This is a genomic window from Mesorhizobium sp. WSM4823, from assembly GCF_055811195.1.
In genome coordinates this window covers 13,213-36,175 of record NZ_JBVVQL010000006.1, presented here as the reverse complement: position 1 = coordinate 36,175, position 22,963 = coordinate 13,213, and the positions used below count along the sequence as shown (strand labels likewise).

26 protein-coding genes are annotated in these 22,963 nt (G+C 63.8%); 11 read left to right on the top strand and 15 right to left on the bottom strand.

The window, feature by feature from the left end:
- Positions 1–66: 66 nt before the first annotated feature.
- Both groL and AC0L26_RS17065 read right to left on the bottom strand, forming a co-directional pair.
- Complete coding sequence (groL, locus tag AC0L26_RS17070) at positions 67–1,698, bottom strand: chaperonin GroEL (protein ID WP_473633590.1); 1,632 nt, start codon at positions 1,696–1,698, stop codon at positions 67–69.
- Between the two features lie 51 nt (positions 1,699–1,749).
- Positions 1,750–2,064, bottom strand: coding sequence for a co-chaperone GroES (locus tag AC0L26_RS17065; protein WP_354487853.1), 315 nt, complete (start codon positions 2,062–2,064; stop codon positions 1,750–1,752).
- 291 nt (positions 2,065–2,355) lie between these two features.
- On the opposite strand from AC0L26_RS17065, the gene AC0L26_RS17060 reads away from it, so the two are divergent.
- The gene (locus AC0L26_RS17060) at positions 2,356–2,625 is read left to right on the top strand and encodes an usg protein (RefSeq protein WP_354487851.1); all 270 of its coding nucleotides are present in this window, start codon (positions 2,356–2,358) and stop codon (positions 2,623–2,625) included.
- Between the two features lie 55 nt (positions 2,626–2,680).
- Here AC0L26_RS17060 and AC0L26_RS17055 read toward each other — a convergent pair whose 3' ends face one another.
- Positions 2,681–2,938 (bottom strand): DUF982 domain-containing protein, encoded by a 258-nt coding sequence (locus tag AC0L26_RS17055; protein WP_473633589.1) that lies wholly within the window; start codon positions 2,936–2,938, stop codon positions 2,681–2,683.
- Positions 2,939–3,089: 151 nt separating this feature from the next.
- Positions 3,090–3,308: a hypothetical protein gene (locus tag AC0L26_RS17050; protein WP_473633588.1), complete on the bottom strand. Its 219-nt coding sequence runs from the start codon at positions 3,306–3,308 to the stop codon at positions 3,090–3,092.
- Between the two features lie 234 nt (positions 3,309–3,542).
- Here AC0L26_RS17050 and AC0L26_RS17045 point away from each other — a divergent pair, with 234 nt between their 5' ends.
- The gene (locus AC0L26_RS17045; protein ID WP_473633587.1) at positions 3,543–4,007 is read left to right on the top strand and encodes an Hsp20 family protein; all 465 of its coding nucleotides are present in this window, start codon (positions 3,543–3,545) and stop codon (positions 4,005–4,007) included.
- Positions 4,008–4,064: 57 nt separating this feature from the next.
- Positions 4,065–4,601, top strand: a complete 537-nt coding sequence (locus tag AC0L26_RS17040) for an Hsp20/alpha crystallin family protein (RefSeq protein ID WP_354487845.1) — start codon at positions 4,065–4,067, stop codon at positions 4,599–4,601.
- A 47-nt stretch (positions 4,602–4,648) separates the two neighbouring features.
- On the opposite strand, the gene AC0L26_RS17035 is transcribed toward AC0L26_RS17040, so the two are convergent.
- The 8 genes from AC0L26_RS17035 to AC0L26_RS17000 all read right to left on the bottom strand — a co-directional run bounded on the left by AC0L26_RS17035 (position 4,649) and on the right by AC0L26_RS17000 (position 12,037).
- Positions 4,649–4,834 carry a periplasmic heavy metal sensor gene (locus AC0L26_RS17035; protein ID WP_473633586.1) on the bottom strand — a complete coding sequence of 62 codons (186 nt, stop codon included), beginning with the start codon at positions 4,832–4,834 and terminating at the stop codon, positions 4,649–4,651.
- 180 nt (positions 4,835–5,014) lie between these two features.
- Complete coding sequence (locus AC0L26_RS17030) at positions 5,015–5,332, bottom strand: hypothetical protein (RefSeq protein ID WP_473633585.1); 318 nt, start codon at positions 5,330–5,332, stop codon at positions 5,015–5,017.
- A gap of 255 nt (positions 5,333–5,587) precedes the next feature.
- A complete protein-coding gene (locus tag AC0L26_RS17025) occupies positions 5,588–6,484 on the bottom strand; it encodes a ribokinase (RefSeq protein WP_473633584.1) in 897 nt (298 codons plus the stop codon).
- Complete coding sequence (locus AC0L26_RS17020) at positions 6,481–7,356, bottom strand: MurR/RpiR family transcriptional regulator (RefSeq protein ID WP_354487837.1); 876 nt, start codon at positions 7,354–7,356, stop codon at positions 6,481–6,483. The genes AC0L26_RS17025 and AC0L26_RS17020 overlap by 4 nt, the downstream gene beginning before the upstream one ends.
- Positions 7,353–8,330, bottom strand: a complete 978-nt coding sequence (locus tag AC0L26_RS17015; RefSeq protein WP_352937576.1) for an ABC transporter permease — start codon at positions 8,328–8,330, stop codon at positions 7,353–7,355. Before AC0L26_RS17015 ends, AC0L26_RS17020 begins: the two co-directional genes overlap by 4 nt.
- 16 nt (positions 8,331–8,346) lie before the next feature.
- A complete protein-coding gene (locus AC0L26_RS17010; protein ID WP_473633583.1) occupies positions 8,347–9,873 on the bottom strand; it encodes a sugar ABC transporter ATP-binding protein in 1,527 nt (508 codons plus the stop codon).
- A gap of 71 nt (positions 9,874–9,944) precedes the next feature.
- Positions 9,945–11,003, bottom strand: coding sequence for a sugar ABC transporter substrate-binding protein (locus AC0L26_RS17005; protein ID WP_352937572.1), 1,059 nt, complete (start codon positions 11,001–11,003; stop codon positions 9,945–9,947).
- Positions 11,004–11,047: 44 nt separating this feature from the next.
- Positions 11,048–12,037, bottom strand: coding sequence for a TIM barrel protein (locus AC0L26_RS17000; RefSeq protein ID WP_473633582.1), 990 nt, complete (start codon positions 12,035–12,037; stop codon positions 11,048–11,050).
- A 292-nt stretch (positions 12,038–12,329) separates the two neighbouring features.
- On the opposite strand from AC0L26_RS17000, the gene AC0L26_RS16995 reads away from it, so the two are divergent.
- From AC0L26_RS16995 to AC0L26_RS16970, 6 genes are read left to right on the top strand one after another with little or no spacing between them, the layout of a single operon-like run.
- Positions 12,330–12,932, top strand: coding sequence for a CDP-alcohol phosphatidyltransferase family protein (locus AC0L26_RS16995; protein WP_473633581.1), 603 nt, complete (start codon positions 12,330–12,332; stop codon positions 12,930–12,932).
- 29 nt (positions 12,933–12,961) lie between these two features.
- Entirely contained in the window at positions 12,962–14,752 is a 1,791-nt protein-coding gene (locus tag AC0L26_RS16990) for a bifunctional alpha/beta hydrolase/class I SAM-dependent methyltransferase (protein WP_473633580.1), read from the top strand.
- A 2-nt stretch (positions 14,753–14,754) separates the two neighbouring features.
- Positions 14,755–16,092: a phosphatase PAP2/dual specificity phosphatase family protein gene (locus AC0L26_RS16985; protein WP_473633579.1), complete on the top strand. Its 1,338-nt coding sequence runs from the start codon at positions 14,755–14,757 to the stop codon at positions 16,090–16,092.
- Positions 16,089–16,523, top strand: coding sequence for a hypothetical protein (locus AC0L26_RS16980; RefSeq protein WP_473633578.1), 435 nt, complete (start codon positions 16,089–16,091; stop codon positions 16,521–16,523). The genes AC0L26_RS16985 and AC0L26_RS16980 overlap by 4 nt, the downstream gene beginning before the upstream one ends.
- Before the next feature lie 8 nt (positions 16,524–16,531).
- Positions 16,532–17,239, top strand: a complete 708-nt coding sequence (locus tag AC0L26_RS16975) for a lysophospholipid acyltransferase family protein (protein WP_352937560.1) — start codon at positions 16,532–16,534, stop codon at positions 17,237–17,239.
- Positions 17,240–17,262: 23 nt separating this feature from the next.
- Positions 17,263–18,192: a phosphatidate cytidylyltransferase gene (locus AC0L26_RS16970; protein ID WP_473633577.1), complete on the top strand. Its 930-nt coding sequence runs from the start codon at positions 17,263–17,265 to the stop codon at positions 18,190–18,192.
- A 15-nt stretch (positions 18,193–18,207) separates the two neighbouring features.
- Here AC0L26_RS16970 and AC0L26_RS16965 read toward each other — a convergent pair whose 3' ends face one another.
- Positions 18,208–20,199 (bottom strand): AI-2E family transporter, encoded by a 1,992-nt coding sequence (locus AC0L26_RS16965; RefSeq protein ID WP_473633576.1) that lies wholly within the window; start codon positions 20,197–20,199, stop codon positions 18,208–18,210.
- Positions 20,200–20,405: 206 nt separating this feature from the next.
- Positions 20,406–21,338, bottom strand: coding sequence for a hypothetical protein (locus AC0L26_RS16960; protein WP_473633575.1), 933 nt, complete (start codon positions 21,336–21,338; stop codon positions 20,406–20,408).
- Positions 21,339–21,648: 310 nt separating this feature from the next.
- On the opposite strand from AC0L26_RS16960, the gene AC0L26_RS16955 reads away from it, so the two are divergent.
- Together AC0L26_RS16955 and AC0L26_RS16950 are read left to right on the top strand one after the other, a co-directional pair.
- Entirely contained in the window at positions 21,649–21,906 is a 258-nt protein-coding gene (locus AC0L26_RS16955; RefSeq protein WP_473633574.1) for a hypothetical protein, read from the top strand.
- 260 nt (positions 21,907–22,166) lie between these two features.
- Positions 22,167–22,397 carry a hypothetical protein gene (locus AC0L26_RS16950; RefSeq protein WP_473633573.1) on the top strand — a complete coding sequence of 77 codons (231 nt, stop codon included), beginning with the start codon at positions 22,167–22,169 and terminating at the stop codon, positions 22,395–22,397.
- 149 nt (positions 22,398–22,546) lie between these two features.
- On the opposite strand, the gene AC0L26_RS16945 is transcribed toward AC0L26_RS16950, so the two are convergent.
- Positions 22,547–22,900: a cupin domain-containing protein gene (locus tag AC0L26_RS16945; protein ID WP_473633572.1), complete on the bottom strand. Its 354-nt coding sequence runs from the start codon at positions 22,898–22,900 to the stop codon at positions 22,547–22,549.
- Positions 22,901–22,963 lie beyond the last annotated feature (63 nt).

Here is a 22,963-nt window from a genome sequence, read left to right as displayed (position 1 = left end):
CATATAGTCCGGGCACGGCCGTGCCCGCCCTCGTCGGACACGGCCATTGTCCTCAGAAGCCCGGCGTCAGAAATCCATGCCGGCGCCGGCGGGCATCGCCGGAGCAGCCGCTTCCTTCTTCGGCTTCTCAGCCACCATCGCCTCGGTGGTCACCAGCAGGCCGGCTACCGACGCGGCGTCCTGCAGAGCGGCGCGCACCACCTTGGCCGGGTCGATGACGCCCTGGCCGTAGAGGTCGCCGAACTCGTTGGTCTGAGCGTTCCAGCCATAGCCAAATTCGGTTTTCTCGCGCAATTTGCCAACGATGATCGAGCCTTCCGCACCGGCATTCTCGGCGATCTGGCGCACCGGCTGCTCGATTGCACGACGCACGATCTCGACGCCGGTCTTCTGGTCGGGATTGTCGACGGGGACGTTATCGAGCGCCTTCGCCGCCCTGAGCAACGCTACGCCACCGCCCGGCAGTATGCCTTCCTCGACCGCGGCGCGGGTGGCGTGCATGGCATCATCGACGCGGTCCTTGCGCTCCTTGACTTCCACCTCGGTCGAGCCGCCGACCCGGATGACGGCCACGCCGCCGGCGAGCTTGGCCAACCGCTCCTGCAGCTTTTCGCGGTCATAATCGGAGGTGGTCTCCTCGATCTGCGCCTTGATCTGGGTGATCCGCCCCTGGATCTCGTCCTTGCGCCCGGCACCGTCAACGATCGTGGTATTCTCTTTCTCGATCACCACCTTCTTGGCGCGGCCGAGCATCTCCAGAGTGACGTTTTCGAGCTTGATGCCGAGATCCTCGCTGATTGCTGTGCCGCCCGTCAGGATGGCGATATCTTCCAGCATCGCCTTGCGGCGATCACCGAAGCCCGGCGCCTTGACGGCTGCAACCTTCAGGCCGCCGCGCAGCTTGTTGACCACCAGCGTCGCCAGCGCCTCGCCTTCGACATCCTCGGCGATGATCAGCAGCGGCTTGGAGGACTGGACAACCGCCTCCAGCACGGGAAGCAGCGCCTGCAGGTTGGATAGCTTCTTCTCGTGGATCAGCACATAGGGCTCATCGAGCTCGACCCGCATCTTGTCCTGGTTGGTGATGAAGTAAGGCGAGAGATAGCCGCGGTCGAACTGCATGCCCTCGACCACTTCCAACTCGGTCTCGGCGGTCTTGGCCTCCTCGACGGTTATGACGCCCTCGTTGCCGACCTTTTCCATCGCCTCGGCCAGGAAACGGCCGATCTCGGCATCGCCATTGGCTGAGATAGTGCCCACCTGGGCAATCTCATCGTTCCTGGTCACCTTGCGGGCATTGGCCTTGAGCTCGGCGACGACGGCGTCGACCGCCTTGTCGATGCCGCGCTTCAGGTCCATCGGGTTCATGCCCGAGGCCACGGCCTTCGCGCCTTCCCTAACGATCGCCTGGGCAAGTACGGTCGCCGTCGTGGTGCCGTCGCCGGCGAGATCGTTGGTCTTCGAAGCCACTTCGCGCACCATCTGTGCGCCCATATTCTCGAATTTGTCCTCCAGCTCGATTTCCTTGGCAACGGTAACGCCGTCCTTGGTGATGCGCGGGGCGCCGAACGACTTGTCGATGACGACGTTGCGGCCCTTGGGGCCGAGCGTCACCTTCACCGCGTTGGCTAGGATATCAACGCCGCGCAACATCTTTTCGCGAGCTTCGGTATGGAATTTCACGTCCTTGGCAGCCATTGGATAACTCCTTCAAATAGGCAGCTTTTCGTTGACTGATTGTGGCCCCGCTCAGGCGGCCTTCTTCAATTCGCCAGCAGCTTCGATCACGCCCAGCACGTCGCTTTCCTTCATGATGAGCAGGTCCTCGCCATTGAGCTTGATCTCAGTGCCCGACCACTTACCGAACAGGATACGATCACCGACCTTGACGTCGAGCGGCTGCAACTGGCCGCTATCGTCGCGCGCGCCGGGACCAGCAGCGATGACTTCGCCTTCCTGCGGCTTCTCCTTGGCAGTGTCAGGAATGATGATGCCGCCGGCGGTCTTCTCGTCGACCTCGATGCGGCGGACCAGGATACGGTCATGCAACGGACGGAACGTCATGTTGTTCTCCTCTTGGACAAACAGGTTTTCGAAGGCCCTCCCGGCCAGACCGGCAATATCGGTCCGGCGCAGGGTGCGCGACCCTTGCTCAGGCATCGCGCGCATACGAACTAGTTTTGCCGTTTTGGGGTTTCAAGAGGATCGCGAAAAAATTTTAGCACTCACCTGATGAGAGTGCCAACGCCCTGTAATTGCTGGCACATCCGCGCCTTTCCGGCATGCCGGCCGGAACCTATGTGGAGCCGTAGCGTTTTTTGCGGACCTAGATTTCATTCGAAAGGAAAGCATCACATGACCAGCAGGGATTTTCAGCTTCAGATGCAGGGCTTTGGCCTCACCACGGCCGAGATCCACTACCATCTGCCCGATCATCCAAGCCTGCTGCAACTCTACGTCTGGCAGGAATACGACCTCGCCCCAGACTTCCCGACGCTGAAGGATTTCCTCGACTATTGGGATCGTGAGATCGAAGGTCCGCTGCATTCCGTGCGCGTCGCCCATCACCGTCTGATCCAGCCCTCCGAATGGCGGGCGGTGGACGGCGTCATTACGCTTCATTGATCGGTGGGGCTGAGAGAGGGCTGTTATCCGCACCGTCGCTACGCGCAACGGACGTTCAGGTGGATTTACGCACCCTGACAAGCAGTCCGGCCGTGCGAGCCGCCTTGACGAAGGCGGTACGGGCTTCGCGGGCGGTGCGCCAACCGTCGAGCGCGTCGCGGCAGGCGCGATAGGCAGCGCGCCAGCTCCGGCCGCGCGCCCGTTCCGGCCATTGCTGCATACATTCGATGGCTTCCCAGCTGCTGGCGACCTTGCGCTCTCCGACGGATTGCAGCTTGAGCGTGATCGGCTCGGAAAATGGGACGTCGTTCATCACTTCCTCCTTCTTTCTGTTTAGAGCAAGCAACATGCTCGAATAAGCAGGAGGCGGCCGATGTCCGATCGGCGCCGGTGGACGAGATGGTTCGTCTGCCCGCGCGCTTCAAGAGCTCCCTGCCCAATCCCTGCCCCGACGCAACGGCCGGCTATATGTCGTCATCAGGCGGTTCGAGAAGCCCGATCAGCGTCGCCACCCTTGCCGACGGCAGAGGGCGGCCCTCGTTCACCAGCGCCTCATCGGCACCGACCCACGCAAAGGCCTCGCGTAACTCCTCGATCGTCGCGCCGGTCGAGGCGATGTCGGCGATGACGGCGTCGTCCGCCGGTCCCAGCACCGAAATGATGTCGTCGCGTGTCATGGTCATGATATCCTCCATGCGGCGTGCCGGCGCGACCCACAAATGAAGGTTGAAACCGGCTTTACCCGCTACAATCTGGCAACAAAAAATTCTGGCAGCGGGACAGAATCTGGGTCTTGATTTCGAGCTGGCAATGACCAAATCGAAATTGCCGGTTGCCGAATGGGGCCGGCAGAACCCAGGGAGCGCCAAAGCTCTTTGGCGTCCCTCGTACTATGTTGCTCAATGGAGGATGTAGCTATGAGAACCGCATTCGACTTTTCCCCGCTCTATCGGTCGAGCATTGGTTTCGACCGTGTCTTCAACCTGCTGGAAAACGCGCCTCAGGCGGTCGACAGCTGGCCGCCTTATGACATCGAGCGAAGCGGCGAGAACAGCTATCGCGTGAAGATCGCCGTCGCCGGCTTTTCCGAAGACGAGCTCGACATCAGTCACGAGCCGAACCTTCTAATCGTCTCAGGCGAGCGCAAGGAGCAGGACACGGTGGAATATCTGCATCGCGGCCTGCCGGTGCGACCGTTCACACGGCGTTTCGAGCTTGCCGATCACATGACGGTCAACGGCGCCTCGCTCAACAACGGCCTGCTGACGATCGACCTCGTGCGGGAAGTGCCCGAAGAGATGAAGCCGCGGCGCATCGCGATCGCCAAAGAAGACGGCGCGCCGAGGGCCGGGCAGGTCGAGAAGCCGAAGCAGGCCGCCTGAGCCAAGGCGATCTCTGGCGTCGGCTTTGGCACAACCAGTCGAGAAAGGAGAACATCAATGGCTATTCGTGATCTCATTCCCTGGGGCCGCGAGAACAGTCCGGTGCCCAGTCTCTATCGCGACGATGACCGGGACCCGTTCATGGCGTTGCATCGCGAGATGAACCGCCTGATCGACGACGCCTTCCGCGGTTTCGAAACGCGCATGCCCTCGCTTAGCGGATTTTCGTCGGCGCGCGGCAGTTGGCCGAGCGTTGAAATCTCCGACGGCGAGAAGGAAATCCGCGTGACCGCCGAAATTCCCGGCATGGACGAGAAGGACGTCGAGGTGATGCTCGATGACGGCGTGCTGACGCTGCGTGGCGAGAAGCGCTCCGAGACCGAAGATAAGGACAGGCAGTTCTCCGAGCGGTTCTATGGCCGCTTCGAGCGCCGCATCCCGCTCGGCTACGAGGTCGAGGAAGACAAGGTGAACGCTGCCTTCCACAATGGCGTGCTCAGCGTGACGCTGCCGAAGACCCAGCGCGCGCAGACGAAGGCCAAGCGCATCGCCATCAGTGGCAGCAAAGTCAGTTCCGGCGAGAGCAAACACTGACCACATCGGCAGCCGGACGCGCAAGCGCCCGGCTGCGCCCGATATCATCAGCCGCCGGCGGCCGGCTTGCCCTTGACGTTCTTCAGCGCGGTCAGCAGGTAATCCTGCATCGTCGCCTGAAGGTTTGTCGTGGCAGTGCGCACTGCCGCCATCGCGTCCCTTACCGCCGCTTCGTCGAAGGGCGAAGCCTGCTGCGCCGCCGCGAGATTGGCCCGCGCTCTCGCCAGAGGCACGGGTTCATTTGTTCGGCCGATGCGCCGGACCGCGCGCCGGACGCATATTGAAAGGTCTGCGGAAGCACCGGTAGAGACATCGCTACCGTGGCATCCCTGACGCCCAGGCAACGGAGCCCGCCGTCCGAAAGGCGGCGGGCTTTGTCGAACTCTATAGGCATGAGTGGTGCCGGAGCACGCCTACAGAACAGGGCCCAATTCCAGCACCACGAAAGCGGTGACGCCCAGCACGACGAGGGCATAGGCCGCATAGAGAACAAGCAGCAGAACTTCAAAATCGCGGAAAAAGCCTGTGGTGGCGCTGATCTGTTGCGGCTCTCTTTTCTCGATGAGATCAGCTCCGGGGTGGGCCGCCCGGACGACGACATAGCCAATCCTGTCGTTCTCGGCCGCCTGTAATATCCGTTCCGCAATATCGAGAGCGATCACCGGATCATCGGCCAGCTGGTTGCCCGCTATCCGGTATTCAGTAACAGTCTGGATTTCATGCTCTCTCATGCACGCTTAACCGCGTCATTTAAATTAGGTTCCACTAAAATACCCATGTTTATGACCGACCCGGTCGTCACCTAACCGGGCGGCAACAATCCTAGGCCGCGAACCCCTACCCCGCGTCCTCCAATTAAATGGCTCTCCAAGGGCTGTTACGCATCTGCCGCGTGCCCGACGAAGCACCGTAAAAGAGCTCCCCGGCGATGTCGAAGCCGCCGGGGCCAGGCGGAAGGCGCGCGCCCCCCTCTCAGCACCCTTGCCTCAGATCGCCTCGCGCTCCCGTTCCGGCGTAGCGACCAGCAAGGCCGCGGCGGCGTTGGCGGCAGCGATGGCAGCCTCGACCTGAAGCCCGCGGGCAAGGCCTGCCGCGAACGCGCCAACGAACTCGTCGCCGGCGCCATGGGTGCTGGCGACCTTCACCGGAATGGCCGCCAGCGCGAACGCCTGACCGTCACGGTCGCAATAGGCGACGCCCTCTCCGCCGGCGGTGACTATCGCGGCCGGGTAGAAATCGACCAGCATGCGTGCCGCCTCGGCAGCACCCCCGAGCGTGTCGACGACCGGAACGCCGGCCAGAAATTCCGTCTCGATAGCGTTGACGATCACGACATCAACCAACGCGACCAATTCGTCCGACAGTTTCCGGGCGGGTGCCGCATTGAGCACGACGCGGCCGCCATGCGCCTTCACCGCCCGCGCTACAGCAACGTTGGCGGCTTCCGGCACCTCGTTCTGCAGCAGCAGCACCGAAGTGTGCGCGATCATTTCTGCCGCCTCTGCGATGTCCTTCGCATCAAAGGTGAGATTACTGCCTGAGACGATCACGGCGCCATAGTCGCCGCCGTCGTCGAAGATCGCCACGCTCATGCCCGAGCCGGCGCCAGGCGTGACCCGGACGAAATGCCGGTCGACGCCGTTGCGGTCGAGATTGTCAAGGAGCGCGCGGCCGAAATCGTCGTCGCCGACCGATCCGATCATCGCCGAGCGCACGCCGGCCCGTGCGGCAGAGACTGCCTGGTTGCCGCCCTTGCCGCCGCACTTCGGCCGCCATCCATGGCCGGTCACGGTTTCGCCCTTGCGCGGGCGGTCGGGGGCTTCGACCATGATGTCGTAATGCAGACTGCCGAACACGGTGACCAGCGGTCTCGGCGGCGTCATGTGCCCCTGTCCCGCCGCTTCGACGTCACCGCCGACATGGTGCGGCCGAGATTGCGCTCTGCCGCCTGGTAGTCACGCTGCGCCACTGCCACGAACAGCGCGTCGAGAATGTTGAGCTGGGCGATGCGCGCCGCCGCGTTCTCGCCCATCAGCGGCGAGCCTTGCGCTGTCGAGCACAGCACGATGTCGGCGACTGCGGCCAGCGGTGAGTTGTCATAGTTGGTGATCGCCAGCGTCCGCGCGCCGCTCTTGCGGGCGAGATGGATCGCGTCGATGACGGCGCTGGTGTTGCCGGAGTGGGAGAAGCCGACGGCGATGTCGTCGGCGCCGAGCAGCGAGGCCGACATCAGCATCATGTGCGAATCGTCATAGACGGATGCGCGGATGCCGATGCGCAGGAATTTGTGCGAGACGTCGCGCGCGATCTGCGCCGAGCCGCCGACACCATAGAAATCCCGGTTTTGGGCGCGGTAGAGAAGATCGGCGGCGCGGTCGAAATCGTCCATGTCGAGGATGGCGAGCGTTTCCTCCAGCGCCTGGATGGAGGTGCGGAATACCTTCTGCACGATCTCGGCCGAACTGTCGTCGACCGACAGCTCCTGGTGCATTTCGGCGGTCGGCAGGCGGCTGTATTCGTAGACGGCGGTGCGGAAATCGCGATAGCCGGAAAAGCCCAGCTTCTTGGCGATCTTGACCACCATCGCCTCCGACACGCCAGCCTCTTCGGCGATCTGCTTGAGCGGAATGGTCTCGTCGAAGCCGCGCCGTCCGAAGACGGTTTCCACCACCTTGGCCTCGAGCGGCGTCAGATGCGGCATCATCATGCGGATCCGCGGTCCTACTGCTTTCAGGTCCAGGCTGGTCAAGGTCATCCACGTCCCCTCGTCACGCGATCGATAAGCATCGCGGCGAGGATTATAAGACCAGTTGCCAGCAGCTGATAGAAGGACTGGACATTCATCAGCGTCAGGCCGTTGCGCATGGTGCCGAGGATGACGGCGCCCAGGATGGTGCCGACCACGCTGCCCTTGCCACCCATCAGCGAAGCGCCGCCGATGGCCGCCGCGGCAATCGCATCGAGCTCCCAGAGGTTGCCGAGAATGGGCTCGGCAGCACCCAGCCGGCCGATCAGGATCTGCGCGGCAAGGGCTGCAAGCAGGCCCGAGATCATATAGGCGGCGATCTTGGTGCGGGCGATCGGCACGCCGGCTATGTAGGCCGCCTCCTCATTGCCGCCGACGGCGAGCAGATATTCGCCGAACGGCGTCTTCTTGAGGATGATCCAGGCGATCAGCGCGACCACGGCCACGATGATGACCGCCAATGGCAATCCAAACAGCGAGCCGTTGAAGATGGCGCGGAAGCCGGCAGGCAGGCCGAGCACGGGATTGCCGCCGGTGTAGATCAGCGCCAGCGCCCGGTAAGTGCTCAGCGTTCCCAGCGTGACGATGAAAGGCTGCAGCCCGACATAGGCGACCAGCACGCCGTTGAGCAGGCCGCAGACGAGGCCGATGGCGAAGCCGGCGGCGATGGCCAGCGGAAACGGCACGCCGGCGACCAGCATCGAGGCAGAGATGACGGCCGAAAGGGCTGCCGTCGGCCCGACGGACAGATCGATGCCGCCCGAGATGATCACCAGCGTCATGCCCAGCGCCAGGCAGGCGTTGATGCTCGATTGCTGAAGGATGTTGATCAGGTTGCGCTCGGCAAAGAAGCCAGGGACCAGCGCACCGAAGACGGCGAGGATCACCACCAGGCCGATCAGCGTGCCGGCGTCGCGCACGGAAAACCGGTGCAGGAAATCCGCCCGTGGGGGCGCTGCTGTGTGTTCGGTTATATCAGTCATCCGCTGGTCCTGTCCGTCATGCATCGGCTCGATGGCCTTGCGCCTTGCCGGCCTGAATCTCCGATTGGGGTATTGCGTGTGCCGCGATCGCCTGTTCGCTGAGATCAGCCCGGCCGAGTTCGGCCGCGACCGTGCCATCGCGCATGACCAGCACGCGGTCGGCGAGCCGGATCACCTCGGGAAGCTCGGACGACACGACGATTACCGAATGGCCTTCGGCGGCGAGCTCCTCGATCAAGTGATAGATCTCCGCCTTGGCACCGACATCGATGCCGCGCGTCGGCTCGTCGAACAGCAGAATGCGCGTTCCCGCCGCCAGCCAGCGCCCGATAATCGCCTTCTGCTGGTTGCCGCCGCTGAACAGCCGGATCGGCTGGTCGAGCAGGAACGGCCTGAGATTGACCCGCTTCATCTTCTCGGCCGCGACCCGTTTCAGCCTGGTGTGATCGATGACGCCGCGCGGCGCGAACACGCCCATCGATGCCAGCGCCATATTGCTGGAGATCGAGCGCAGCGGCACGATGCCTTCGCGTTTGCGCTCCTCCGGCACCAGGCCGATACCGGCGGCGATGGCATCGCGCGGACTGGAAAGTTTTACCGCCTTGCCGTCGATCTCGACCGCACCTGATGAGGCGCGGTCGGCGCCGGCCAGTAGCCGCAGCAGTTCGGTGCGGCCCGAGCCGACCAGGCCGGCAATGCCCAGCACCTCGCCGCGATGCAGGTCGAACGAGACGTCATGGACCTTGGTCGGCGAGGCGAGGCCGCGAACGCTCAACCTGACCTCGCTGGAGGTGTGCGAGCGGTGCTGTTCCTGGGCAAGCTCGCGGCCGACCATCATCGAAACGACGGCCTTTTCCGACACCTGCGCAAGATCGACGGACCCGACCACGACGCCGTCGCGCATGATGGTGGCGCGTTGGCAGATACCGAACACCTCGTTTAGCTTGTGCGAGACATAGACGACCGCGACACCGTCGCGGGCCAGGCCGGCAATGACTTCGGCCAGGCGCTCGAATTCTTTCGGCGTCAGGCTCGATGTCGGCTCGTCCATCGCCACGATGCGCGCACGATCGAGCAGCGCCCGGGCGATCTCGACGATCTGCCGCTGCGCGACCTTCAGGCTGCCGAGCGGCGCTGCCGGATCGATCGTTAGGTCGATGGCCGCAAGGGCTTCCGCAGCGCGGCGTTCCTGCTCGCGCCGTGCGACGAAGATGCCGCCGCGCGTCAGCGGATGGCCGAGGAACATGTTCTGGGCGACGCTGAGGTGCGGCACCTGCTGCAATTCCTGATGGATCATGGCGACGCCCGCGGCGCGTGCGGCGACCGGATTGTTCAGCGTCACCGGTTTGCCGTCGATCAGCACCCTTCCCGCCGTCGGCCTGTAGACCCCCGACAGGATGCGCAGCAGCGTCGACTTGCCGGCGCCGTTCTCACCGAGCAGGCCATGAATTTCGCCGCCGCCGACCGAAAAGGACACACCAGAGAGTGCCCGCACAGCCGGAAATACCTTGGAAATGCCCTCGAATTGCAGCCGGGGTGACATGGGTTCTATTCTCCGGGCAAGGGTGCCAGCCGTGAGCAATAATGCTCTGGCCGGCACCTGCCCTTGTGCCCTTAGTTGCCCGCTGCCGCATCCTCGAGCAGCGCCTTGCGCACGGCCTCGCCGGCACCGGAATAACGGTCGGCGTTGTCCTTGGTGATCAGCGCCTGCGGCGTGGCAACGACCCGCGGCAGCTTTTGCCCGGCCACCAGTCGCAGCGCCGATTCCAGCGCCACCTCGCCGGTCAAAACCGGGAAGCTGTCGACGGTGCCGGTCAGCTCGCCGGCGCGGATCGAGGCGTAAGCGTCGGAGATGCCGTCGGTGCCGAAGACGGCGACCTTGTCCTGCAAGCCAGCGGCCTTGACCGCCTCGACGATGCCCAGTGCCATACCGTCATTGTTGGCATAGAAGCCGATCAGGTCGGGATGCTGCTGCAGGATGTTGGTGGCCGCGTCGTAGGAGGTCTGGCGATCCCAGTTGCCGGGGACGCTGGCGACGACCTCGAATTTGCCAGCTTCGGTGATCGTGCTTTTGAAGCCGTCGGTGCGCTGGACGGCGGCATAGACGCCGGCCTGGCCTTCGACGATGGCGACCTTGCCGCCGTCCGGCCGGTTCTTGATGAACCATTTGGCGACGCGCACGCCATTGTCGCGCTGGACATTGCCGACATAGTGCTCGGCCTGCGGGATGACCGCGTCATTGACGTTGACCACCGGCACGTTGGCGGCCTTGGCCTGTTCTATGATCGGCTGCAGATTGGAGTCGGTCTGCGGCGAGACGAGCAGCACGTTGTAGCCCTGTGTGACCAGGCCTTCGGCGATGGTGAGCTGGCCGAGCTGGTCGCCCTCGCTCTGCGCCGCCTGGTAGACGACCGGAACAGCGACACGGTCGCCGAACGACTTGTAGCCCTCACCCAGCGAGCGCCAGTATTCGTTGGTCAGCGTCTTGGAGACAGCGCCGGCCTTGGTACCGTCGGGTAGCTTGGGAAACGCACCGAACTTGGCCTCGAGCTGCGACCAGTCGATGCGATCCTTCTCGGTGTCGGAATTGAGCGGCGCGAGGTCCGCGGAAAAAGCGGAGCCGATGGACAGCGCCATCAGGGCAGCGGTGGCGGTGGCAAGCAGAAATTTCATGGTCTTTCCTCCCTTGTTGAAAAACGGTCTATGCCGCCGGAGCCTCAGCTGTCCGGTCCGAGCATGGCTTCCTGGATGATGGCCTGCGACGCGACCGCGTCCTGACGGTCGATGGCGGTGGACAGGCGGTTGTCCTTTTCCAGCCGATCGACGACGCGCAGCATGCGCTTGACGGTTGCGATGTTGACTTCGCATTCGTGGACCGGATCGAGTCCGGTCATGTCGGGGAACGTGTCGAAGTAGATGGCGCCGGCGTAGCCGTCGCGGCGGATCTGCCTGAGCAGCTCGATCGTCTGCAGCGTGTGCACTGCGCCGACCATCAGGCCGTCGTCGCGCTTGGCGTAGCCATCGTTGAGATGCACGCCGAGCAGCTTGCTATGGCGCGTCACAAGTGCTGCGGCAAAGGCCGGCTGCTCGTCGGCATAGAGCACATGGGCGAAATCGAGCGTCACGCCGAGATTGGGCAGCCCGATCTCGCGGATCGCCAGCAATGTCGTCGCCGCGTCGGGCATCAGGCTATAGGAGCGTGGCTCGTTGGGCTTGTATTCCAGGCTGATCTGGCAATCGGGATCATGCGATGCAACTTCACGAATTCCATCGATTTCGTGTTGCCACAGTGTCGCGTAATCGGCCTGGAATGCATAGTCGAAGCCATCCTGCCCGAGCCACAGCGTCATCAGATTGGCGCCGGCCTGACGCGCTGCGTCGATGCCGGCCTTGGTTAGGTCGATGGCTTCGCGGCGAACAGCGGGATCGGGATTGGTGAACGCGCCGAGCTTGAAGGCCGGATTGGAATAATAACGCATGGCGAAACCATTGATCGAAAGCCCGAACTCACCGAGCTTTCGCGCCATTCCTGCAGGCCTTTCGCCGACATGGTCGGGAAAATTCAAGTCGAGGTCGGTCAGCCCCGCAACCTTCGCCGCACGCGCCGCCATCTGCAGCATCGACGGCTTGCCGACAAGATCCGGCCACTCGGCCTGTGGCCGCGAGGCAAAGGAATTCAGGCGCGTGGCGAAACGATTGGCAGTCATGGATGACCCTTTGGCGGACATAACTTCACATATTTACTAATATTTGTAAAGTTCTTATTCGAGAAATGAGCCATCCGCTGCGACCAAGCGGCGGACGCTGTTTCGATCCGGCATGATAGCGGCCGCAGACGCGCTCGGCCTCGAAGCGGAGGCCGCGCCGGAACTTTAGGGCTTAGCTCTCAAATGATCTGTCCGGTGCCGCCGATCGTAACCATGTACAACCGCTCGCAGCCCTTGCGTCTCGGGCGTCAATTGATCATCGTCGTTGGCACTATGTCGGGGGGTTCCGCACATGCCGACACTTTATGCGTTGAAACCGGCGTTCCAGGCCAAGCTGCGGCCGCTCGCCGACCGGCTGGCCGTGGCCGGCGTCACCGCCAACCAGATCACGCTGCTGGCCGCCGCATTATCGGTCGCCACCGGCATTCTGGTCGCGGCTCTTGCCGGCCATCGCGCGGTCTTCCTGCTGATGCCGGTGGTGCTGTTTGCGCGCATGGCGCTGAACGCCATCGACGGCATGCTGGCGCGGGAGCATGGTCAGGCCTCGAAGCTTGGCATGTACCTCAATGAACTCTGCGACGTCGTTTCGGACCTCGCGCTGATCCTGGCCTTTGCCGCCATTTTCCCAGGCTGGGGCGTCGTCGCTTTCGCCATCGCGGCGATCATCGTGGAGTTCACCGGCGTGCTCGGCATAGCGGCGGGCACGGGGCGCAATTATGCCGGGCCGTTCGGCAAGAGCGACCGGGCGCTGGCGCTCGGCATCATCGCCTTCCTCATCGCCTGCGGACTGTGGATCGCGGCGATCGCGCCGTTTGTGTTTCCGGCAATGGCTACACTCTCGCTGGTGACCGCCATCAACCGGATACGCAGCGGCCTTAACGGGAGCGGCGACTGAAATTCCGGTCGCGTCCGCCAGGGGAAACCATGCTTCACGAACAGACGATCGCCGCCGCCGCGGCTTTGGCAAACCTCAAGCGGGTGGGGCAGGAGCGCGCCTTCAAGAGCCATGACGGCACCGAGATCTTCTACCGCTACTGGCCGGCTGTCGGGCAACCCGCCAAGGGCGCGGTTCTGCTGTTCCACCGCGGCCACGAGCATGGCGGCCGCATGGCGCATCTGGTCGACGAACTCGACATGCCCGATCATGCCTTCTACGCCTGGGACGCGCGCGGCAATGGCCGCTCGGCCGGCGAGCGCGGCTACGCGCCGTCCTTTGCAGCACTTGTGCGCGACATCGATTGTTTCGTGCGCGAGATCGGCAAGGACGGTTTTGGCCAGCGTGACATCGCGCTGATCGCGCAATCCTTCGGCGCCGTGCTCGCCGCCGCCTGGGCGCATGATTATGCGCCGCAGATTCGGGCTTTGGTGCTGGCCTCGCCGGCCTTCTCGGTCAAGCTCTATGTGCCCTTCGCCAAGCAAGGGATTGCGCTGTGGCAGAAGATCAAGGGGCGCTTCTTCGTCAATTCCTACGTTAAGGCCAAGTTCCTGACGCATGATCCCGAGCGCATTGCCTCCTTCGAGGCCGATCCGCTGATCACGCGGCCGATCGCTTCCAACATCCTGGTTGAGCTCTACGACCACGCCGCGCGTATCGTCTCGGATGCCCGCGCCATCACCGTGCCGACGCAACTGCTGATCTCGGGCAGCGACTGGGTGGTGCGGCACGCACCGCAGCACGAATTCTTCGTCGATCTTGCCAGCCCGGCCAAGGAACGGCATGTGCTGCCCGGCTTCTTCCACGACACGCTGGGCGAACGCGACCGCAGCCAAGCGCTCGACCTGATCAAGCCGTTTCTCGAAAGACAGTTCGCGGCACCGGAGAAGTCGGTCGACCTGACCGCAGCCGACCGCGTTGGCTATACACGTGACGAGGCCGACCGGCTGGCCTCGCCGCTCGCCCTGCTGTCGCCAAAGGGCCTCTATTGGGCAATGAGCCGTGCCTCGATCCGCATGGGCGCCTGGCTATCATCAGGCCTGCAAACAGGCATTGCCACCGGCTTCGATTCCGGCTCGACGCTCGACTATGTCTACGAGAACGAGGCGCGGGGCAGCAGCGCGCTCGGCCGCATGATTGACCGCACCTTTCTCGATGCCATCGGCTGGCGCGGTATCCGCCAGCGCAAGCTCAATCTGGAAGAGCTGATCGGTAGCGCCACCGAGAGGCTTCAAGCCGGCGGCCGGCCGGTCCATATCGTCGATATTGCCGCCGGCCACGGCCGCTACGTGCTCGATGCCATCGCCAAATGCGCGGCGCCGCCGGCCAGCGTGAGGCTGCAGGATTTTTCCGAGCTCAACGTTTCGCGCGGCTGCAAGCTGATCTCCGAGCGGCACCTGCCGACCAGCGTCTCGTTCCACCAGGCCGACGCCTTCGACGCCCGAATGCTTGCCGGGCTGAAGCCGGCGCCGGACCTCGCCATCGTCTCCGGGCTTTACGAATTGTTTTCCGACAACACCATGATCGCCCGCTCGCTGGGCGGGCTGGCCAAGGTGATGCAGCCTGGCAGCCTGCTTCTCTACACCAACCAGCCCTGGCATCCGCAGCTCGAAATGATCGCCCGCAGCCTGACCTCGCATCGCGGCGGCCAGGCCTGGGTGATGCGCCGGCGCACGCAGGGCGAGATGGACCAGTTGGTGACCGCGGCCGGCTTCGAAAAACTCGACCAGCGCATCGACCAATGGGGCATCTTCACCGTTTCCGTCGCGCGGCGGGTCTGAGCATGGTGCCGATCCTTGGCGCCGCCGCTGCCACTTCTGCCCCCGCACGCGAGCCGTACGCCGGAATCGTGTTGCGGGCGGCATTGTGGCTGGCGTTTCTGGCGCCGTCCTTTTACGCGACCTATGGCTTCGCCAACTGGCTGGCGTCGCAGCGCGACGATGTCGGCAGCGTCGTCTTCGCCTGGGAGCGCTCCGTCCCATTCATCGCCTGGACCATCGTACCCTATTGGTCGATCAACTTGTTCTACGGTCTGTCGCTGCTGTTGAACGATACCAAGAGCGGCGTCGACCGGCTCGCCGGCCGCTATCTCACCGCTCAGATCATCGCCGTCGCCTGCTTCATCTTGTTTCCGCTGACGGCGACCTTCGTGCGGCCGCAAACATCGGGCCTGCCGGGCTTCATGTTCGCGGTGCTCGGCGGCTTCGACAAACCGTTCAACCAGGCGCCGTCGCTGCATATCGCACTGCTGGTCATCATCTGGGATCATTGGCGCCATCGGCTCAAAGGCATGGCCGGCATCGTCTGGCACGCCTGGTGTTTGCTGATCGGCGCCTCGGTACTGACGACGTGGCAGCACCATGTCATCGATATCCCGACCGGCGCGCTGCTTGGCTTTTTCGCCCTATGGCTGTTCCCGCGCGACGACAAATTGCCGTTCGCCGGTTTTCACCTGACGGCTGATGCCAGGGCCAGGCTGCTGGCTCGGTTCTATGCGCTTGGCGCAGCCCTGGCGCTGGCCGGCGCCGTTGCCGGCGCCTTCGTCTCGGCGCTGTGGCTCATCTTTTTGTGGCCCGCGCTGGCGCTGGCCATCGTGGCCTTCGCCTATGCCGGGGCCGGCGCCAAGGTGTTCCAGAAAGCGGCCGACGGCCGCGTCTCGCTGGCCAGTCGTATTCTGCTGCTGCCCTACCGGCTTGGCGCCAGGATCAATGTATCGATATGGACGCGCAAGCTGCCGGCGCAGATCGCGGTTGCCGACGGCGTCTTCCTCGGCCGCTTTCCGACGGCCGCCGAGGCCGACACTTTCGGCACGGTGATCGATCTTGCCGGCGAGCTGGAACGGCCGTGCGGCGTGACCTGTCGCTGGACTGCTATCGCCATGGTCGATCTTTTGCCGCCGTCGCCGGAGGCGCAAGCGCAAGCGGTGGCGGCGATCGAGGCGGCTCGCAGCCACGGCACCGTGCTGGTCTGCTGCGCGCTCGGTTTCCAGCGCAGCGCCGGCGTCGTCGCCGAATGGCTGGTTGCCACCGGACGCTCGCCGACGCCGGCGCAGGCGCACAAGCGGCTCGCGGCATCGGGCCGGCCGGTGCATCTTCACATCGGGGTGGACGAGCCGGCATGAAAAGCGACGCTTATCAGGACAGGGCCGAGGCGTTCGCAGCCGCGCTGATGGTGCAGGCGGCGTGGCCGATTCTGCTGCTGGCGGCCGCCTTGATGGCCGCGCCGATCATTGGCGCGGTGGCCGGGCCGCAGGCAACGCCCATATCGGCCGCGGCCTGGCTGATCGCGGCGGCGAGCGCGGCGGCCACCCTCGCCTACTCTGCTTTGCTTGCCTTCGACGCGTTGCTGTTCCGGCTGATGGCGAGCCACGCCAGCGAGGCCGCAGCCGGAGCCGCGGTCGACGAGGTGCTGGCGCGCATGCGGCTGAAACCTCCCTCTGCCGGCGGCCGCTCGCTCGACCGGCGCATGGCGGGCACCCAGCGCCTGCTGGCTAGGCAGCGCATCGCGATCGGCCTGTTCGGGGCGGCGTCCCTCGTCGCGGCCTTTATCTGAACCAGCCGATGAGCAAGCTCGGCACTCGCACCTTCACCCTGCTGCAGACCGTGACCTCGGTAGGCCTGTCGGCGCTGGCTTGGGCGGTGACCGGCGTGCGGCCGATCTGGAACGGCAGCCAGCCGTCTGACCGGCAGCGCATCTACTTCGCCAACCATGCCAGCCACGGCGACTTCATCCTGCTGTCGGCCTGCCTCAGTGAGAAGGAGCGCGCCCGCACCCACGCGGTCGCTGCCGCCGACTATTGGGGAAAATCGCGGCTGCGCCGTTTCATCGCGCAGGACATGCTGTCCTCCGTGCTCATTCACCGGCAGTGGACCGATGAGGCGCAGAATCCGATTTCGATCATGCTGTCGGTGCTCGACGAGGGTCATTCGCTGATCGTCTTTCCCGAAGGCACGCGCAACATGACCGACCAGCCGCTGCTGCCGTTCCGTTCCGGCCTCTACAATCTGTCGATGGCGCGGCCCGACGTCGAACTCATCCCGTGCTGGATCGAGAACATGTCGCGGGTGCTGCCCAAGGGCCAGTTCGTGCCGGTGCCGCTGCTTTGCCGCGTCGTCTTCGGCGCGCCGATCGCGATTGCGCCCGGCGAGGAACGCCGCGCCTTTCTCGACCGCGCCCGCCAAACACTGCTTGCGCTGAACCCCCGCCCGCCAGCGCATGATGCGGAAAAGTGGAATCCGGTTTTCCGAAAACCATCATGCGACCCCTAAGAGACGACTAGAACAACATGCCAATGCACGAAACCCTTATTCTGGTTGTCGGCCTCGCTGCGGTGCTGACCACGGCAAGCCTGGTCGCCGGCATTCTGTCGTGGCGCGCGCCGAAGCCGCTGTCCCCGACGCTGATCAACCTCAACCAGCGCATCAACGCCTGGTGGGTGATGGTGGTGGCGATCACCGTCGCCTTCTTCTTCGGCCGCTCCGGCATGACCATCCTGTTCGCGCTGATCTCGTTTGCGGCGCTGCGCGAATTCGTGACTTTGACGCACAGCCGCCGCAGCGACCACTGGGTGCTGCTCGGCATGTTCGGCATCATCATCCCGTTCCAGTACTGGCTGGTATGGACCGCCTGGTACGGCCTCTTCACCATCTTCATCCCGGTTTACTGCTTTCTGCTGATGCCGGCGATCACTGCGCTGCACGGCGACACCGAACGCTTTCTCGAGCGCGTCTCGGCGCAGCAATGGGCCGTCATGATCTCGGTCTACTGCGTCAGCCACGTGCCGGCGCTGCTGACACTCGAGGTGGCCGGTTTCGAGGGCCGCAATCTGTTGCTGATCGCATTCCTGATCATCACCGTGCAAGGCAGCGACGTGCTGCAATACATCTTCGGCAAGCTGTTCGGCAGGCATTTGATGTCGCCGAAGGTGTCGCCGTCGAAAACCTGGGAGGGCCTGGTCGGCGGGCTGGCGACGTCTAGCCTGCTTGGCGCTTTGCTGTCGTTCCTGACGCCGTTCTTGCCGCTTCAAGCAGCGGCCGTCGCCTTCGTCGCTTGCCTGATGGGATTCCTTGGCGGGCTGGTCGCCTCCGCCATCAAGCGCGATCAGGGGGTGAAGGATTGGGGCCATCTGATCGAGGGTCATGGCGGCATGATGGACCGCGCCGACAGCCTGGTCTTCGCCGCCCCGGTTTTCTTTCACACGGTTCGCTACTTCTGGACCTGAGGGCGAACTACAGCCTTATTTTGCAGCCGCACGTGGCGCTTTCTTGGCGGCCGGCGGCCGACGGCGCATGCGGCGCCTGGCAGCGGCCTTCAGGGCGATGGGCGGATCGCTCGACAACGCGCCCAACACGGCATCGACCATGCCATGGGCCACAAAATCGGCGTTGATGTCATTGGCCAGTTTGACGGCTGTCTCGCTGGCGTCGCCGGCGTCCGACCAGAACACGATGCCCACCCGTAACGCCCTTTTGACACGTTTCAGCCGACGAACCAGGAAACGGGCGTGCTTGACTGAGTCGCGGTTCAGAAAGCCGACCACAACGGTGTCGACAGCGTCGAGCTTAAGCCGGCGAATGCTCGCCGGTTCCATGTCGGCAAAGCTCGCCTTCGATACCGTCGCCCCCTGGACTTCGAGCACCTGCGCCAGCATGGCGGCGGCGGCATCGTCGAGTTCGCCGCGTCCGCCGGCACACAGGACCGACCTGTCCGTTCCATCAGGCAACTCGATGTCGTCCTCGCCTTCCCCCTGAGTCTCCTTGTCCTTGCGCGAGCCGGTTTCCTCGGCGGCGGCTGGGTCTTCCTCCTCCTCTGCTTCTTCCTGTGCGCTGTCGTCGAGGTTCGCCACCAGCGTCTGCGCACTGGCCGCCACCTGCCGTCTTTGCTCATCGCCCATGACGCCCCGCACGCGATCCTGTTCGCCGAGCAGAAGTGCGGGAATGGCGACCTTGTCATAGAATTCGAACAGATATTTTTCCTCCAGGATCTCCTCGGCGTGATCTGTGGCTTCCTCTGGATCGCTGGCCAACAGCCGTTGGTAGAGCCGGGCATGGGGTTCGAGCACAGGTTCGTTGCCGAACAGGACGTCGAGGAATTCGAACTGCGGCACGTGCCTGCCGAGCACGACGAGACAGACAGTGAGCGGCGTCGACAGAACCAGGCCCAGCGGCCCCCAAAGCCAGGTCCAGAAGATAGCCGCAACGATAATGGCCAATGGTGAAAGCCCGGTGCGTGAACCGTAGAGCCATGGTTCGACGACGTTGCCGGTTAGCATTTCCATGGCCACGAACAGACCGGCGGTCCACAGCACGAGCGACCAACCGGGAGCCACGGCAAGCGCTAGGAACAAAGGCAGCAACGCACCAACGATCGGGCCGATATAAGGAACAAAGCGCAGCGCCAACGCCAGCAGGCCCCACAGCATCGCATTCGGTATGCCCAGAACCCAAAGCCCGAATGCAATCGGCACGGCATAGATGATGTTCACCACCAATTGCATGAGTAGATATCGGCCGACCCGCTTGCCCGCTTCCTGGAGCGCCTCGGTGGTCCGATGAAGATCGCCGTACCCGACGAGGCGTATGAAACGATCGCGCAGGTCCTCGCGCTCGAGCAGCATGAAGATGACGACGACGATGATCAGGCCGGCCGATGCTAGCGGGCTGATCAGCGGGCCGATCAGGTTCTGAAGAACCTGGAGCGGCCTTTCGCGCGCGATGATCTCGACAGGCACCGGCTCGCGCTCTGGTTCATCTGCGGTAGGCGGTGAGGCTTCCTGTCTGTCGAGTTCCTGGCCTACGCGTTCGATCACGCCGCCCAGCCTGGCGATGATGCCACCGCCGACGCCGGTTTCCTTCAGGGACCTGACCTTGGTCAGGATATTCGACTGGTAAAGCGGGATGTTCTGCGCCAGTTCGCTGACCTGAGTGGCGACAATGAAGGAGAACAGCGCAAGGACCGTGAATGCACTCAGCACGCTGGCGATGACGGCCGGGAGACGGGGGAGGCCGACTCGTTTGAGTGCCGAAACCATAGGCGCGAGCGCGAAGGTAAGCAGCAGGGCGATTGCGATCGGCAGGAAAACCTCGCGCCCGAAATACAGCGCCGCAACCGCCGCCACGACAGTCGCGACGGTGGGCAGTGACATGCGCGGGAGGGTTCTGGCAGGGGAAACCATGCCCATCAGCACGGGCTCGGCGGGTCGCATGCCGTTTCGAGGATTGGCCGCCACTTGATACCTCCGCCCTGCCATGGCCATGATCGGGCATGTTGAGCCGGCGTGCAACTTTCGCCTCTTCGCGCCGGCGAGTTCGAAGACGCGAGCGGCAAGGGCGGGCGCTTGGCGGCCCAACTGGACAGCCGGACGGGCGCTTTGGTCGCCGGACACAACAACTGAGGTAGTGATCGGTTCCGCAGAGGCAGAGGACGAGCTCCAGCCTAGTCCGAATGGCTCAGCCAATGCCGGTCGAACACGTCGAGAATGGCGCGGAATTCGGCCGGTGGGATCTGGCTGGCACCGCCGTCCTTGCTGTCTGCCACGAGGAATTGCGCCAGCTGCCGGTCGACCGCTTCCGGCTGCTCGACGGTCACGCCGAGCGACGCCAAATCCCTGGCGATCGACCCGCCGGGCGGCAGATATCCGCCCCAGGCCTCGGGCGTCGGATCGCGCAAGCGGACGATCAGGATCCTGGTCAGGGATGGTTGCGGCTCCGGACCGATGATGGCGCCGCCGCACATATAGCCGCCAAGCACGCTTCCCGGCCGCGAGTGCGGGAACAGGCAAAGGAAGAAATGGGCATCGCCGCCGGTTTCCTTCAGAAGCGCATAAAGGCCGCGTTTTGCCGGGCTCACCGGACCGCCGACCAGCAGTTGTCCGGTCGGCAACACCTCGCGATAGGTGGCGGTCAGCCCGTGCGCCCCCGGCCCGGTCTCTATCGACAGGCTGCCCCTGATCAGCTGGCCGCGATAATAGGGCGACAAAGCATGCGAATAGCACGCATAGGTTCCGGCAACGGCCAATCCGAAGCTTCGCTCCTCATGCCCATATGATGCCTCGAGCTGCGCGCCGGCACGACGTTCTAGTTCCTTCTTGTCGATGTCGTGTCGGGCGCAGATCGCGGCGGTAAAGCTTGGCAGATCGCTTTGGGCAATCCAGGCACCGGGCTGCTCCAGCTTGAGAAGCTTCGACCAATCGTCGTAGACGCTGAGCTGGCGTGGCTGGGCGCGGCCCTGCAGCCATTTGTCGGCACGGCCGAGATCGAACGCCGTGTTCGGGTTGACATCCCGGAACGCCGCCGCAAGGTCCTTGCGGCTGACGGTTCCCAGCAGAGCCACAGTCAGCCGTAACTTCTGCGCGATATGCTGTGCCATCCCACGTGCCCCTTTATGCCACCGCAAGGCATAACATGTGCCAGCACTTGCTCCCACCGCATTCATCGCGGGCCGGACCTCTCCTAAAGTCGATATTCCAGGAAATCCGCAGAATTCCATGCCGTTCCACGCGCCTGCCCTTTTCGCCCCGGCAAGCGGCGCTAAGGTCGCGGAGGGCAAGGGCAAATCATATGAAACTCACGCTATGTAGGCTTGAACGCCAACCCCCTTCCTCAGTCATTTGAACGACGGCGAAGTGAGTTCTCGCAACCAGCACAAGATGCCGCCTCAACAAGGAAGGAATAATTCGATGTCCTGGAATGCTTCTCCCAAAATCTCCTTCACTGCCGTTGCGGCTGGCTCCGCCGCACTGCTGCTGCTGATCTTGGGGCCGGACGGACCGTCGCGAGCTGCTGCCGGCTCGCGCGCTGCAGCGACATATGGCAAGCAGGCTAAGCCTGCCATCGAGCCGACGCGCATCGAAGTCGACGGTGGCGCGCACGTGATACGCTTTTACATTGACGGCAAGCAGGTCGCCCTGCTCGACTCCACCGGCTTCAAGGATTGATCTCACACCGGCGCTGGCCGCGACATTGAGCGGCCAAGCGCGACTGGATGTCCGTGTTCGGCCGCGCCGTTCCGGGCTTCGGCTGCCCGATGCAGCTGCGAGCCTAACACGCGCCGGCACCTGCTGCGTTCTCCACGGGTCGCACTTTTCGACAAGCCGATATTCCAGGAATTCCACAGAATTCCACGCCCTTCCACACAGCGGCCGTGTTCGAGCCGGCTGCCGGGGTTAACCTTACGTTAACCATGGAGGGACTTGTCATGAAACTTGCTCTGACTGCACTTCTCGCCGTGCTCCCACTGTCGCAAACCGTGGAGGCTAAAACGAAAGTCGTTGCCACCGATGCGAAAGCGGCCACAGCCGAGAAAGTCCGGCCGCTGCTCGACAATAAGTCCACCGGCGGGATCACCGCATGGCCCAGCGCGATAGCAGCGCCGGCCGGCAAGGATGTGTCCAGTCCGTATCCGCCAGCGATCTATTTCAATTTTTAGAGTCTCATCCATCCCTAGTGGATGGGGCTCTATCCTTTTATTCGGCCGTCCCACGCTTGCGGTGCCCCGGGGATCGACAGATCCCGGGGGTAAACTGCTTGGCGGCGGCGCGTTAGTCCGTGATGGGATTGCTCTGTTCGCTCTCGACCTCAGGCGATCCTGACGACGAAATGCTTCGTCACCGGCTCGATGATCTTCCAAGTTCCCTTGAAATCGGCCTCGACCACGAAGGCATCGCCGGGACCGACTTCGACGGGCGCGCCGCCGTCGGGCGTGATGATGATGCGGCCTGATATCATGTGCACGAATTCATAGTCGCTGTAGGTCGCGTGGTAGGTGCCGGGGGTAGCCTGCCATGTTCCCGACATGACCTTGCCGTCCTCGGTAGTGTGCTGGACGGCGGTCTTCATGGTTGGGTTGCCGTCGACCACGACCCAGCCCGCGAGATCGCCCGCCTCGGCGTTTTCGACCGTGCCGAATTTGAGGATGGTCTTCCCTGTCATGGTCGGGCTCCGTTTGACCTGTGCCGGCATTGGCTGTCGGTCAATAGCCGAAGCACCTGATAT

Bases quoted from the DNA above. Each gene is read 5' to 3' on its own strand.
- groL (WP_473633590.1), bottom strand. From the start codon at position 1,698: ATGGCTGCCAAGGACGTGAAATTCCATACCGAAGCTCGCGAAAAGATG.
- AC0L26_RS17065 (WP_354487853.1), bottom strand. From the start codon at position 2,064: ATGACGTTCCGTCCGTTGCATGACCGTATCCTGGTCCGCCGCATCGAG.
- AC0L26_RS17060 (WP_354487851.1), top strand. From the start codon at position 2,356: ATGACCAGCAGGGATTTTCAGCTTCAGATGCAGGGCTTTGGCCTCACC.
- AC0L26_RS17055 (WP_473633589.1), bottom strand. From the start codon at position 2,938: ATGAACGACGTCCCATTTTCCGAGCCGATCACGCTCAAGCTGCAATCC.
- AC0L26_RS17050 (WP_473633588.1), bottom strand. From the start codon at position 3,308: ATGACCATGACACGCGACGACATCATTTCGGTGCTGGGACCGGCGGAC.
- AC0L26_RS17045 (WP_473633587.1), top strand. From the start codon at position 3,543: ATGAGAACCGCATTCGACTTTTCCCCGCTCTATCGGTCGAGCATTGGT.
- AC0L26_RS17040 (WP_354487845.1), top strand. From the start codon at position 4,065: ATGGCTATTCGTGATCTCATTCCCTGGGGCCGCGAGAACAGTCCGGTG.
- AC0L26_RS17030 (WP_473633585.1), bottom strand. From the start codon at position 5,332: ATGAGAGAGCATGAAATCCAGACTGTTACTGAATACCGGATAGCGGGC.
- AC0L26_RS17025 (WP_473633584.1), bottom strand. From the start codon at position 6,484: ATGACGCCGCCGAGACCGCTGGTCACCGTGTTCGGCAGTCTGCATTAC.
- AC0L26_RS17020 (WP_354487837.1), bottom strand. From the start codon at position 7,356: ATGACCTTGACCAGCCTGGACCTGAAAGCAGTAGGACCGCGGATCCGC.
- AC0L26_RS17015 (WP_352937576.1), bottom strand. From the start codon at position 8,330: ATGACTGATATAACCGAACACACAGCAGCGCCCCCACGGGCGGATTTC.
- AC0L26_RS17010 (WP_473633583.1), bottom strand. From the start codon at position 9,873: ATGTCACCCCGGCTGCAATTCGAGGGCATTTCCAAGGTATTTCCGGCT.
- AC0L26_RS17005 (WP_352937572.1), bottom strand. From the start codon at position 11,003: ATGAAATTTCTGCTTGCCACCGCCACCGCTGCCCTGATGGCGCTGTCC.
- AC0L26_RS17000 (WP_473633582.1), bottom strand. From the start codon at position 12,037: ATGACTGCCAATCGTTTCGCCACGCGCCTGAATTCCTTTGCCTCGCGG.
- AC0L26_RS16995 (WP_473633581.1), top strand. From the start codon at position 12,330: ATGCCGACACTTTATGCGTTGAAACCGGCGTTCCAGGCCAAGCTGCGG.
- AC0L26_RS16990 (WP_473633580.1), top strand. From the start codon at position 12,962: ATGCTTCACGAACAGACGATCGCCGCCGCCGCGGCTTTGGCAAACCTC.
- AC0L26_RS16985 (WP_473633579.1), top strand. From the start codon at position 14,755: ATGGTGCCGATCCTTGGCGCCGCCGCTGCCACTTCTGCCCCCGCACGC.
- AC0L26_RS16980 (WP_473633578.1), top strand. From the start codon at position 16,089: ATGAAAAGCGACGCTTATCAGGACAGGGCCGAGGCGTTCGCAGCCGCG.
- AC0L26_RS16975 (WP_352937560.1), top strand. From the start codon at position 16,532: ATGAGCAAGCTCGGCACTCGCACCTTCACCCTGCTGCAGACCGTGACC.
- AC0L26_RS16970 (WP_473633577.1), top strand. From the start codon at position 17,263: ATGCACGAAACCCTTATTCTGGTTGTCGGCCTCGCTGCGGTGCTGACC.
- AC0L26_RS16960 (WP_473633575.1), bottom strand. From the start codon at position 21,338: ATGGCACAGCATATCGCGCAGAAGTTACGGCTGACTGTGGCTCTGCTG.
- AC0L26_RS16955 (WP_473633574.1), top strand. From the start codon at position 21,649: ATGTCCTGGAATGCTTCTCCCAAAATCTCCTTCACTGCCGTTGCGGCT.
- AC0L26_RS16950 (WP_473633573.1), top strand. From the start codon at position 22,167: ATGAAACTTGCTCTGACTGCACTTCTCGCCGTGCTCCCACTGTCGCAA.
- AC0L26_RS16945 (WP_473633572.1), bottom strand. From the start codon at position 22,900: ATGACAGGGAAGACCATCCTCAAATTCGGCACGGTCGAAAACGCCGAG.